This is a genomic window from Buchnera aphidicola (Phyllaphis fagi) (genome assembly GCF_964058955.1).
Taxonomy (GTDB): Bacteria; Pseudomonadota; Gammaproteobacteria; order Enterobacterales; family Enterobacteriaceae; genus Buchnera_L; species Buchnera_L aphidicola_AI.
In genome coordinates this window covers 207,520-221,546 of sequence record NZ_OZ060370.1, presented here as the reverse complement: position 1 = coordinate 221,546, position 14,027 = coordinate 207,520, and the positions used below count along the sequence as shown (strand labels likewise).

Below are 14,027 nucleotides of genomic sequence, written 5' to 3'. Positions count from 1 at the left end.
TTTATGTTATATTTACTAGAAGATTATAGAGAGGATAGAATGGAAAAAATAGGAATTTTTTTTGGAAGTGACACTGGAAATACAGAAAAAATAGCTAAAATTATTCATAAAAAAATTGGGGAAAATACATCAGAATTGTATGATATATCTACATGTACTCAAAAAGATATAACAAAATTTAATATTTTAATGTTTGGAATACCAACATGGTATTATGGAGAAGTACAATGTGATTGGGATACTTTTTTACCAACATTAAAGACAATAAATTTTAAAAATAAAATAGTATCTTTATTTGGTTGTGGAGATCAAGAGGATTATAGTGAATATTTTTGTGATGCTATTGGTATTGTATATAATATTGTAAAAAATCAAGGTGCTCATTTAATCGGAAAATGGTCCACTAAAGGATATACATTTGAAGAATCTAAAGCATTATTAAATAATAAATATTTTGTTGGATTAACAATTGATGAAGATCGACAATCACAGAAAAGTGAAACTCGAATAAACACATGGATAAATAATATATTATTGGAAATACAAAATATAAATATTAAAAATTACAAATAAAATATTTATTCTTAATTTATTTGTATTTCTAAAAATAAAAATTGAAATTATTAATGATAACAGCATAATATATAAATATATGATTTGCTGTTATCGATAATAATTTATATTAATTTATTTTTTAGAACCAATTAAATTTACTAAATCTAATACTTTACTTGAATAACCAGTTTCATTATCATACCATGAAATTAATTTAACAAAATTATCATTTAAAGATAGTCCTGCTTTTGCATCAAAAATAGAAGTAAATTCTGATCCATTAAAATCAGTTGATACTACATCTTCTTCAGTATAACTTAATATATCTTTTAAATAAGTTTCTGAAGCAATTTTTACTTGTTTACAAATTTCTTCATAATGTACTGATGTATTTAATTTAACTGTTAAATCAACTACAGAAACATTGGGTGTTGGTACTCGAAATGCAATTCCTGTTAATTTCCCGTATAATTCTGGTAATACTTTACCTACAGCTAATGCTGCTCCTGTAGATGATGGTATAATATTTTGTAATGCTCCTCGTCCTCCTCTCCAATCTTTTGAAGAAGGTGAATCAACAGTTTTTTGTGTTGCAGTAGTAGAATGAACAGTTGTCATTAATCCTTCTACTATTCCAAAAGTATTATGTATTACTTTTGCTAAAGGTGCTAAACAATTAGTAGTACAAGAAGCATTAGAAACAATATTTTGACCTGAATAAGTATGAAAATTTACTCCTCTAACAAACATTGGTGTATTATCTTTAGGTGGAGCGGTAATAATAACTTTTTTTGCTCCAGCAATAATGTGTTTTTGAGCAGTTTCTTGAGTTAAAAATATACCGGTTGATTCAATAACTACATCAACACATAATTGTTTCCATATTATTTTTTCAGGATTTCTTTCTGATGTAATTACAATTTTTTTTCCATTAACTATAATATAGTTATTTTTAACTTGAATTGAACCAGAAAATTTACCATGTGTAGAATCTAATTTTAACATATAAGCTATATAATTTGGATCCAATAAATCATTTATACCTACTATTTTAATATTACTTCTTGTTTGTGCTATTCTAAATATAATTCTTCCAATTCGACCAAATCCATTTATACCTACTTTAATCGTCATTATATATACCTTATAAAGATTAAATCAATAAAACAGTTACTTATTTTAAATTAATATAAAACATACATTAAAATTTTATTTTATCAAACGATTTAATACATTTTAAATGTATTTATAATATTTCGTATATATTACTAGTATGCATAAATATGTTTATTATTCCAATAAAATATAAAATAATTTTTAAAATATTTGAATAAAACTATAAATTTAATGTTATTTTAACATATTTTCAATATATTATCAAACAAATATATAAAATAAAATATTCACTAAATTATTATTTATATATTTTAGTTTACTAGTTTATTTAAAAATATAAATTTTTACTATCAATAATATTAAGATATCAAGGTATTAAAATGAATAAAATTTTATTTATATATTTTTAGTTTTAGATTACATGTTTAATACAATATAATATGTACTTCAAATTATATTTTATATTATTGATAATTTCTATAAAATGTATAAAATTGCAATAAATATTAAATAATTATATAAAAATTTCAACATTAAAATAGTACAATATTTTCAATAATATATAATCAAACAATTATGAACATTATGTAATATAATACATATCAGCTATATATAGATTAAATAATTTTAATATAAAAAGATAATATTATAAAAAATATATTTATATCTGGATTAATTATAGATCAGTAGTAATACTGTTATTATTAGTAAACAGTATTGTAAAGATTTTAAATATTAATATTTAAAAATTTACTTAAACGAATATGTTACTATAATTTATGTGATATTATATTACGTAAATAAAAATAATTTTATTCAAAATAATAAAATTAATAAAATCAAATAAAATATTCAAACTATTTTATGTTATATTCTATTATCACTAATGTATTAAAACATGTATTAGTATACTGAAATATTGAAATATAAATTATAATAAATTATTTGTTATAATATATAAAATAAATATTAAAAAATATTTTTATATATTATTAAATAATAAACTATTATTAACAATAAAAATTATATTTTATATTTATCAAATTAAAACTTTAATTTATGAAATAAAGATAACATTCTTATCATTCAAATATATAAAAAATTACATATGATTTATATGGTAACATATTCAGCTTCAAAATATATTATTATACAAAATATAAATTAATATTATTCATATTAATCACTCTATGAATTATTACAATTGATATGTTTTAATATGTGATTAATTATATAAAATCATAAATATTACAATATAGTAGAATATTTTATTATAAAATATCATATTCAATTTTTAAAGATTTAATTATGAATTTTATAAATTTATATTCATATGCAATCATAATAAAAATATAATGTAAGTAAATATATAAAAATATTTATTATTATTTTAGTATTAATATTTTTAAAATTATTTAATTATTTAAAATAATATTATTATATTATTTAATTAAAATATATATTTTATAAAAATTTTTATTATTATATATAATAATTAATATTCAACTAATAATATATAATTTTTCATTATTTATATATTAAATTAAATCATTAAAATAAATCAAATTATTTTAGATATATTATTTATTATAAATAATTGAAGTATTAAAATATTAAAATATATAACATATAAAGTTATTATTACAACATACAATATTCTATAATAATACATAATTTAAACAACATAAATATGTAATATAAGTTTTATATATGTTATTATCATTATAATATTTATTTATTTAATAAATAATAATTTATTATGAATAGCATATTTAATTGCACGAGTTAATTTTGTTAATGAAAAAGTATCAATAATATATGGAGGTGTTAAATAAATTAATTTCTGAAATGGTCTAATCCAAACTCCATGACGAACAAAAAATTTTTGAATTAGTTTTAAATTAACTGAATATTTACATTCAACAACAGCAATACCTCCAAGTATTCGAATATCTAATACATAAGAATTATTAATTAATGGCAATAATTCTTGTTTAAGTTGTTTTTCAATATTAAATATTTGTATTTTCCATGTTCCTTCTTGTAATATAGAAATATTTTCACAAGCTACTGCGCATGCTAAAGGATTTCCCATAAATGTTGGACCATGCATTAATTTATAAGGTTCATTATTACTAATAACGTTAGCAATTTTTCGAGTTGTTATTATCGCTGATAATGTCATTGTACCACCAGTTAATGCTTTTCCTAAACATAATATATCTGGAATTATATTAGCATGTTGATATGCAAACATTTTTCCAGTACGTCCAAATCCAGTTGCAATTTCATCAATAATAAGTGGAATTTTATGTTCATTACATAAAAATTTTATTTGTTTTAAATATTCAGGATGATAGAATTTCATACCACCAATACCTTGTACAATGGGCTCTAAAATTACTGCTGCAATAATTGATTTATTATTTATTAATAAATTTAAAAAAGAATTTATATCATTATGATTCCATGTATTCATAAAAGATGATTTAGGAGCATGTGCAAATAAATTTTTAGGTAAAAATTTATGATATAAATTATGTAAAGAATTCTTAGGATCACACACTGACATAGCAGAAAATGTATCTCCATGATATCCATTTCGAATTGTTAAAAAAACTTTTTTATTTTTATTTAAAGAATACCAATATTGTAATGCTATTTTCATAGCTATTTCAATAGATACTGATCCTGAATCAGCAAGAAAAATGCATTCTAATTTTTTAGGAAGTATACTTATTAATTTTTTACATAATTTAATTGCAGGTGAATGTATTATTCCACCAAACATAATATGAGACATTTTATCTATTTGATTTTTTAATGCTATATTCAATCTAGGATGATTATATCCATGTATAGTAGACCACCAAGAAGACATACCATCAATAATTTTTATACCATTTTTTAATTTTAAATGCACTCCATGAGCATAAGAAATCATATAACATGGTAATGGTTTAGTCATAGAATCATAGGGATGCCAAATATGTTTTAAGTTAAATTTAAGATCTTGATTCATAATTAAATTTCTTTAGAATATAGAATATTATTAGTATAAAATTTTTATTTAAAACAATATATAAATTTATAGGACGATAAAATGAAAAAAAATTGGAATATACAGGAAGTTAGTTTATTATTTAAAAAACCATTCTTAGAATTAATGTTTGAAGCGCAAGAAATGCATAGAAAGTATTTTAATCCTAGTGAAATACAAATTAGTACTCTTTTATCTATTAAAACAGGACTATGTCCTGAAGATTGTAAATATTGTTCTCAAAGTTCTAGATATAATACAAATATTAAAACAGAAAAATTATTAGAAATTGAAGAAATTTTAAAAAAAGCAAAAGAAGCTAAAAAATCAGGATCTGATAGATTTTGTATGGGAGCTGCATGGAAAAATCCAAAAGAACGTGATATGCCTTATTTAATAAAAATCATAAAAAAAATCAAAAAACTTGGTTTAGAAACTTGTATGACATTAGGTAGTTTAAGTAAAACACAAGCAACACAATTATCTAATGCTGGTCTTGATTTTTACAATCATAATTTAGATACTTCACCTAGAATATATAAAAAAATTATTACTACTCGTACATATCAAGATCGATTAGATACATTAGAAATAATACAAAAATCTGGTATTAAAGTTTGTTCAGGTGGAATTTTAGGATTAGGTGAAAAAACCAATGATCGAGCAGAATTATTAGTACAATTAGCTAATTTAAGTAAAGTTCCAGAAAGTATACCAATTAATATGTTAGTTAGTGTTAAGGGTACACCAATGGAAAAAAATAAAAAAATTAATGATTTTGATTTTATTAAAACTATTGCTGTTGCTCGTCTTATGATGCCTACATCATATATTCGTTTATCAGCTGGTCGTGAAAATATGAGTCAAAATATGCAAGCTATGTGTTTTATGGCTGGTGTAAATTCAATTTTTTATGGATGTAAATTATTAACTGCTGCTAATCCAAAACAAAAAGATGATTTAAAATTATTTAAACGATTAGGTTTATATCCTAAAAAAAAAATCATTTATAACGAAAATTCAAACAACACAAATAATTTGAGTAAAATAATAAATAATAATATTAAAAATTATTATAATGCTACAATTAATTAAATAATATTATATTAATATTTATATTCTACCTATTTTAAATAATAGGTAGTTCATTTTTTTATTGTATGAGATAACTTAAATATTTAAATTATCTATAAAATAGTTATTTAATTTAAAATTTTTTAAAATGTGAATTATACATAAAAGGTATATATGCATTATCAATGGTTTATTACCGGAACAGATACAAATGTTGGAAAAACAATAGCATCAATTGTTTTATTACACAAAGCATCAAAAAAAGGATTTAAAACAGCAGGATATAAACCGGTTTCTTCAGGATGCATAAAAACAATAGATGGTTTTCAAAATCAAGATGCAATATTATTAAAAAAATACAGTACGGTAAATCTATCATATAAACAAGTTAATCCATTTTTCTTTTCGCGAATTGGTCCACCTCATGTATTTAATAATAAAGAAAAGTTGATTAATTTTAATGCATTAAATAATGGATTAAATATTATACATAAAAAATCTAATTGGATAATTATAGAAGGTATAGGAGGATGGTATACTCCAATTTCTCAATCTATTTTTCTTTCCGATTGGATTAAACAAGAAAACATACCTGTTATTTTAGTAGTTGGTTTAAAATTAGGATGTATTAATCATTCTATTTTAACAGGACAATCAATTACACAATCTGGTCTTCAATTTTCTGGCTGGATTGCAAATTATATATCTAATAAACAAGAATATTTTTTAGATTATATTAATATTCTCAAAAAATATATTCATGCTCCTTTTTTAGGTTCTATTCCTTATATGAAAAATCTTCATAATATCTCAAAAAAAAATATATTAATTAAATTACCTACATAGAATATTGTAATATATTATATATGCTCATATAACTATATATAATGTAATATTTATACATAACTATTTTATTGATAAATTATGTATATACTGGATAACGAGAACATAAAGATAATACTTGATTTTTTATATTAGAAATTGTTTTATTATCATTAAAATTATTAATAATTTGAATTATCCAATTAGATATATCTATAGATTCTTTTTCTTTACATCCTCTTCGAGTAATTGCAGGAGTACCAATACGTATACCAGAAGTGATAAAAGGACTTTTTTGATCATTAGGGATGGTATTTTTATTGACTGTAATATTAGCTAAACCTAAAAAAAATTCAGCGTTTTTTCCTGTAATATTTTTATTATTTAAATCTAGAACGAATAAATGATTATTTGTTTTCCCTGAAATAACATTAAAACCATTTTTTAAAAAAGTTTTCACCATAATTTTTGAATTTTTTAAAATTTGTTGTTGATATAATTTAAATGATGGTTCTAAAACTTCTTTAAAAGAAATTGCTTTTGCTGCAATAACATGCATTAAAGGACCCCCTTGATTACCTGGAAATACTGAAGAATTTAACTTTTTATAAAAATTATCATCCTTATTTTTAGAAAGAATTAAACCTCCTCTAGGACCAGATAATGTTTTATGAGTTGTAGTTGTAACTACGTCAGCATATTCAATAGGATTAGGATATAAATTAGCTGCAATTAGTCCAGCAATATGAGCGATATCAACAACTAAATATGCTTGAACACTATTTGCTATTTCTTTCATTTTTTTCCAATTACAAACTCCAGAAAAAGAAGAAAAACCTCCAATAATCATTTTAGGTTTATATTTCATAGCCATATATTCTAAATTATTATAATCAATATCTCCTGCCTCATTAACGCCATAACTCATTGCACGATATAACTTCCCGGAAAAATTAACTGATGCACCATGTGTCAAATGACCGCCATGAGATAAATTCATGCCTAATATTAAATCACCAGGTTGTAATAATGCTGAATATACAGCACAATTTGCTTGCGAACCAGAATGTGGTTGAACATTAGCATAATCAGCATTAAATATTTTTTTTGCACGACTAATAGCTATTTCTTCAATTTTATCAACATAATTACAACCACCATAATAACGTTTTTCTGGATATCCTTCTGCATATTTATTTGTTAATTGTGATCCTTGAGCTTGCATAACACAAGTACTAGCATAATTTTCAGAAGCAATAAGTGTAATATGATTTTCTTGTCTCATTCTTTCTTTTTCTATATAATTCCAAATATCTGGATCATATTTTATTATTTTTTCATTTTTACTAAACATATTTTATATACCTTATTTTAAAATAAGTAATATTAATAATATTTTATTTTTTATTTATTTTAGTTTGTAATATTTAAAATACTAAAAATTGTTTTTTTTATTTTGAATAAAATATTTTATTTATCTCTTGAATAACATGCATTTGAAAAATTTTTTTTTTATGTTTTTTTTTTAAATCAATTAAATATATTGTTTTCTTTTTTACTTCTTCTAATTCTAAGAATAATATTATATGAGATGAATATTTTTTAATATTTCGAAATATTTTTAAAAAATGGATAGGTTGAAATTCTAGTAGTATTTTTAATTTTGGCATAATATTTCTAATTTCTTCTGATAAAGATATGGCTAATAATTTCATTGATTGTACAGAAAATAATATATAAATATCTGTTATAAAATTATTTTTATTAAATAAAGATAATGATTTAATTAATAATATTAAACGATCCATACCTATTGCTAAACCTATTGCTGGAGTATCAACACCACCTAATTTCTTAACTAAAGTATCATATCGTCCACCTGCACAAACTGTATTTTGAGTACCTAAAAAATTTGTTTTCCATTCAAATACAGTATTATTATAATAATCTAATCCTCTCACTAAACGATGATTAATAACATATTTAATCTTAAATTGATCAATTAATTGGCAGAGATAATTAAAATTAAATATTGACTTTTTATCAATATAATCATACAAAATAGGTGCATTCAGTAATAAACGTTGAATTTTTTTATTTTTACTATCTAAAATTCTAATTGGATTTTTTTCTAATTGAAGTAAAGCATGTTGGTCTAAAATTGATTTATTTTTTTTAAGAAATTCCTTTAAATCTATTTGATATTTTATTCTAGATTCTATAGATCCAATTGAATTAATTTCTAATGTTAGTAAATTAGAAATACCTAATGTACTCCAAAATCTAGTTATTAATAAAATTAATTCTAATTCTATATCTGGTTCTGATAATCCAAATACTTCGATACCCAATTGATGAAATTGACGATATCGTCCTTTTTGAGGTCTTTCATATCGAAACATAGGACCATAATACCATAATCTTTGTTTTTTATGGTATAATAATTTATTTTGTATTACTGCTCTCACACAACCTGCTGTTGCTTCTGGTCTTAAAGTAATACTACTTTTATTTTTATCATAAAAAGAATACATTTCTTTTTGAATAATATCTGTAATACTTCCAATAGTTCTTTGAAATAATACTGTTTTTTCTAAAACAGGTAATCGAATTTCAGAATAATTATAACTTAATAATATTTTTTTTAATAAATATTCTACTTTATTCCATTCAAATAATTCTTCAGGAAGATAATCATGCATTCCTTTAATTGATTGAATATTATTATTCATATCATGTTCCGATTTTTAATAAATATTAAAATTTAATTAAATAAATATTAGATATTTGAATTTTTTATTTGATGAGATATAATTCCAGTTAATTGTCCGCATGCTGCGTGAATATCTTGCCCTCTAGATTTACGAACAGTTGTTATAAATCCTTTATTAATTAAAAAATTTGAAAATTTTTGTATTTGAGAAAATTTACTACATAAAAATTTTGAATTCGAAAAACTATTCCATGGAATTAAATTAATTTTACTAGGAATATTTTTTAAAATTTTTACTAATTCTTGAGCATGTAATAAAGTATCATTAATATTATGTAACATAATATATTCTATTGTAATACCTTTTTTATTAATTTTTGATTTTTTTAAAAATTGAGTTACTGTCATTAATAATAATGAAATATTGTATTTTTTATTAATTGGCATAAGTTTATTTCTTAGTTCATCATTTGATGCATGTAATGAAATTGCTAATTTAATATCAATTATGTTAGATAATTTATTCAATGCAGGTACTATACCTGATGTAGAAATAGTAATTTTTTTTTTTGAAATATTAAATCCAAAATTATCTGACATAATTTTTAATGCTGTAACAACATTATTTAAATTTAATAACGGTTCACCCATACCCATCATGACTATATTAGTAATTGATGGGTAATTTTTCATTTTATTAATTTTTTTATGTGCTATCCATATCTGTCCAATAATTTCTGAAACTAATAAATTACGATTAAATTTTTGCTGACCAGTAGAACAAAAATGACAATTTAATACACATCCTACTTGAGAAGAAATACATAATGTTCCTCTACTTTTTTCAGGAATATATACTGTTTCTACTATATGATTATTAATATTTACTATCCATTTTACTGTACCGTCTATAGAATAATATTTTTTTATAAATTTAGGAGTTTTAATAATACTAATATTTTTTAATTTTTCTCGTAATGTAATTTTAATATTAGTCATTTTATTAAAATCATCACAAAAATAATGATATATCCAAATCATTACTTGATCAGCACAAAAGGATTTTTCTCCAATAGATCTAAAAAATTCTTTCATTTTTAATCGATCAAAATTTAATAAATTAATTTTATGGAACATATTATTTTCAATATTATAAAATACATATAATACATTATATATAAACAAATACTTTTAAAATAAACATTTTATATATATTATTTAATAGACAAATAATGTTTTATTTTTTTTACAAAATAATGTAAAAAACGATTAAATATTTTTTTTGGTTTTATATATTGAATATGAAAAATATTGAAATCTTTTATTTTTTCTAAAATTAAATCATCACTGGTACTAATACTATCAATTAATTTTTTTTCTAAAGCAGTAATACCAAACCAATAATCTCCATTAGAAATTTCATTTAAATTTAAACATGGTCTCATTTTATAAATAAAATTTTTAAACAAATCATGAGTATTATTCAGTTTATTTTTAAAATATTGACGATCATTTTCAGTATTTTTTCCAAATAAAGTTAAAGTTCTTTTATAATCTCCTGCTGTATGTAATTCTATATCAATATTATGCTTTTTTAATAATTTATAAAAGTTAGGTATTAATGAAACAACTCCTATAGAACCTATAATAGAAAAATAAGATGCAGATATGTGATTTCCAATACAAGCCATCATATATCCACCACTAGCAGCAATTTTATCTATTGAGATAATTAATTTAATATTTTTTTCACGTAATCTTTGTAATTGTGATGCTGCTAATCCATATTCATGAATTGTACCACCAGCACTTTCTAATCTTAATAATACTTCATCATGTTGTTTTGATACAGAAATAATAGCAGAAATTTCTTCACGTAAAGAAGATACTTCACTGGCATGTATATCTCCATAAAAATCTATAATATATAGTGTAGGTTTTAATGATTCAAAATTAGAATTTTTATGTTTTAAATATTGTGTATTTTTTTTTTTGAACCATGTTTTTTTTTGATATTTATTATTTTTAGAAGATATAATAATATGTTTCATATTATTATAATGATCTATAATATTAGTAATTTTTAATATCCCTTCTGTTTTTGTTTTTTTTTGTGCACAATAAGAAAAAAATAAAAATATTATAATAAAACAAATAAATACAGTAACTATTTTAAATAAAAATAGTCCATATTCACATATGAAATCCATATTGATATCCTAACTATTCTGTTGTGAATATTATAATTATAAAATTAACAATGTATTTAAATTAAAATAAATTGATTTTAAATAATTTATAATATAATAATATTAAATATAAATTTCAATATAATAATATGATAAAAACAATATTAGAAAAATTATATACTTTAAAATCATTAACTGAATTGGAAAGTATTTATATATTTGATGCTATTATTAATAATAAAGTAACATTAATAGAATTAACAGCTATATTGATTTCAATGAAATTAAAAAAAATATCGGTTATAGAAATTGTAGGAGCCATAAAAACTTTTCAAAAATATTGTTTATATTTTCCTAAACCAATATATCCATTTTCTGACATAGTTGGTACGGGAGGAGATGGAATAAATACCATTAATGTTTCGACACTTAGTGCTTTAGTAGCATCATCTTGTGGATTTAAAATTATTAAACATTGTAATCAAGGCGTATCTAGTACATTAGGTTCTTCAGATATATTAAAAAAAATGAATATTCATATCCAACATAAACCAAATATATCTAAAAAAATATTTGATCAAACAAATATTTGTTTTCTTTTTGCTCCTCAATATCATGCTGGGTTTCAAAATGTTAAATTAGTTAGGAAACAATTAAAAACTAGAACTATATTTAATATATTAGGACCATTATTAAATCCTGCTCAACCTCCTTTTTCAGTAATAGGTGTATATTCTAAAAAATTATTATTACCTATAGCTCAAGTTGTAAGTATGTTAAAATATAAGAGAGTAATTATTATTCATAGCGATGGTATCGATGAAGTGACATTACATCATGTAACTGATGTTTGTGAAATATATAATGGAAAAATTACTTCATATCAATTATATCCAGAAGATTTTGGTGTAAAAAAAATACCAAAAAAATTTTTTATTAATAATAATTCAGAAAAAAATTTTAAAATTTTTCAGAATATATGTTCAGGTATTGGTAGTATTGAATATGAAAATTTAATAGCAGTAAATACAGCTATCGTATTGAAAGTATTTGGTCATAATAATTTAAAAAAAAATACACAAATAGCTTTAAAAAAAATTCAAAGCGGAGAAATTAATCAACATATATATAATATCTCACAAGTAAGGTAATAATGAAAAAAAATATATTAAAAAAAATTATATATCATAAAAAAATATGGTTAAAACATCAAATACAACAAGTACCATTACAAAAAATACAACATGATTTAACATCTTCATCTCGACAATTTTATAATCAATTACAATCTAATCGTCCATGTTTTATATTAGAAGTTAAGCAAGCATCTCCTTCAATCGGAATTATTAATAATAATTTTAATATTACTAAAATTGTTAAATGTTATAAAAGATATGCTACAGTGATTTCTGTTTTAACGGATGAAAAGTATTTTCATGGAAAATTTGAATTTTTAAATATAGTTCATAATCTTGTTAGACAACCAATTTTATGTAAAGATTTTTTTATCGATCCATATCAAATATATTTATCCAGATATTATCAGGCAGATGCTATTTTATTAATGTTATCTATATTAAATGATCATGAATATCGTATACTTTCTGATATTGCTCATAGTTTGAATATGGGTGTATTAACTGAAATAAATAACGAGTATGAATTAAATAGAGCAATTAAATTAAATGCTAAAGTAATTGGTATTAATAATAGAAATCTAAATGATTTATCAATTAATACTAATCGTACTTATTGTCTTGCACCATTAATACCTAATAATAAAATTATTATTAGTGAATCCGGTATTAATAATCATTTTCAAATCAAAAAACTTAAAAATATAGTTCATGGTTTTTTAATAGGATCATCTATTATGAAATCTAAAAATATTGATATAACTGTTAATAGTATTATATTTGGTAATAATAAAGTTTGTGGATTAACAAGATTACAGGATGCTAAATTTTCAAAATATTTAGGGGCTGTATATGGAGGATTAATATTTATTCCTAAATCTATACGATGCATTAACTTACATATTGCAGAAAGTATTGTTCATTACTCTAAATTAAAATATATAGGAGTATTTAAAGATGAAAAAATTGAAAATGTTATATTTATAACAAAATTATTATCTTTATTTGCGATACAGTTACATGGTAATGAAAATCAAAAATATATTACTAATTTAAAAAAAAAAATTCCAAAAAAAATAGAAATTTGGAAAGCATTAGATATTGAAAATACTAAAATAAAAAATTTAAAATATATTAATTATTATATATTTGATAATTCTCAAGGAGGCAGTGGTGTATGTTTTGATTGGTCTATATTAAAAAAATATAATTTAGAGAATGTTTTTTTAGCAGGAGGTTTATCTATTCAAAATTGTTTACATGCTTTAAAATTAAATTGTTTTGGTTTAGATTTTAACTCTAAATTAGAAAAATCACCTGGAATTAAAGATAATATTAAAATGAAATTATTATTTCAAAAACTAAAATCATCATAATTTATA

At 21.1% G+C, this 14,027-nt stretch carries 11 protein-coding genes; 5 read left to right on the top strand and 6 right to left on the bottom strand.

What is annotated here, in order from left to right; translation table 11 throughout:
* Nucleotides 1-39: 39 nt before the first annotated feature.
* Nucleotides 40-573: a flavodoxin FldA gene (gene fldA, locus AB4W56_RS00960; RefSeq protein WP_367675625.1), complete on the top strand. Its 534-nt coding sequence runs from the start codon at nt 40-42 to the stop codon at nt 571-573.
* A gap of 114 nt (nt 574-687) precedes the next feature.
* On the opposite strand, the gene gap is transcribed toward fldA, so the two are convergent.
* Nucleotides 688-1,689, bottom strand: coding sequence for a type I glyceraldehyde-3-phosphate dehydrogenase (gene gap / locus AB4W56_RS00955; RefSeq protein ID WP_367675624.1), 1,002 nt, complete (start codon nt 1,687-1,689; stop codon nt 688-690).
* A 1,717-nt stretch (nt 1,690-3,406) separates the two neighbouring features.
* A complete protein-coding gene (gene bioA / locus AB4W56_RS00950) occupies nt 3,407-4,693 on the bottom strand; it encodes an adenosylmethionine--8-amino-7-oxononanoate transaminase (RefSeq protein WP_367675623.1) in 1,287 nt (428 codons plus the stop codon).
* Between the two features lie 81 nt (nt 4,694-4,774).
* Here bioA and bioB point away from each other — a divergent pair, with 81 nt between their 5' ends.
* Together bioB and bioD are read left to right on the top strand one after the other, a co-directional pair.
* Nucleotides 4,775-5,806: a biotin synthase BioB gene (gene bioB, locus AB4W56_RS00945; protein ID WP_367675622.1), complete on the top strand. Its 1,032-nt coding sequence runs from the start codon at nt 4,775-4,777 to the stop codon at nt 5,804-5,806.
* 153 nt (nt 5,807-5,959) lie between these two features.
* The gene (bioD, locus tag AB4W56_RS00940) at nt 5,960-6,631 is read left to right on the top strand and encodes a dethiobiotin synthase (RefSeq protein ID WP_367675968.1); all 672 of its coding nucleotides are present in this window, start codon (nt 5,960-5,962) and stop codon (nt 6,629-6,631) included.
* A 76-nt stretch (nt 6,632-6,707) separates the two neighbouring features.
* Here the strand turns inward: bioD and glyA are convergent, their stop codons facing one another.
* The 4 genes from glyA to sohB all read right to left on the bottom strand — a co-directional run bounded on the left by glyA (nt 6,708) and on the right by sohB (nt 11,530).
* Nucleotides 6,708-7,961 carry a serine hydroxymethyltransferase gene (gene glyA / locus AB4W56_RS00935; RefSeq protein WP_367675967.1) on the bottom strand — a complete coding sequence of 418 codons (1,254 nt, stop codon included), beginning with the start codon at nt 7,959-7,961 and terminating at the stop codon, nt 6,708-6,710.
* Nucleotides 7,962-8,058: 97 nt separating this feature from the next.
* The gene (gene hisS / locus AB4W56_RS00930; RefSeq protein WP_367675966.1) at nt 8,059-9,339 is read right to left on the bottom strand and encodes a histidine--tRNA ligase; all 1,281 of its coding nucleotides are present in this window, start codon (nt 9,337-9,339) and stop codon (nt 8,059-8,061) included.
* A gap of 47 nt (nt 9,340-9,386) precedes the next feature.
* Nucleotides 9,387-10,457, bottom strand: coding sequence for a 23S rRNA (adenine(2503)-C(2))-methyltransferase RlmN (gene rlmN, locus AB4W56_RS00925; protein WP_367675965.1), 1,071 nt, complete (start codon nt 10,455-10,457; stop codon nt 9,387-9,389).
* 77 nt (nt 10,458-10,534) lie between these two features.
* The gene (gene sohB / locus AB4W56_RS00920; protein WP_367675964.1) at nt 10,535-11,530 is read right to left on the bottom strand and encodes a protease SohB; all 996 of its coding nucleotides are present in this window, start codon (nt 11,528-11,530) and stop codon (nt 10,535-10,537) included.
* A gap of 131 nt (nt 11,531-11,661) precedes the next feature.
* Between sohB and trpD the strand changes: the two genes are divergently transcribed.
* Entirely contained in the window at nt 11,662-12,660 is a 999-nt protein-coding gene (trpD, locus tag AB4W56_RS00915) for an anthranilate phosphoribosyltransferase (protein ID WP_367675976.1), read from the top strand.
* 2 nt (nt 12,661-12,662) lie between these two features.
* Nucleotides 12,663-14,021, top strand: coding sequence for a bifunctional indole-3-glycerol-phosphate synthase TrpC/phosphoribosylanthranilate isomerase TrpF (trpCF, locus tag AB4W56_RS00910; RefSeq protein WP_367675963.1), 1,359 nt, complete (start codon nt 12,663-12,665; stop codon nt 14,019-14,021).
* Nucleotides 14,022-14,027: the final 6 nt, after the last annotated feature.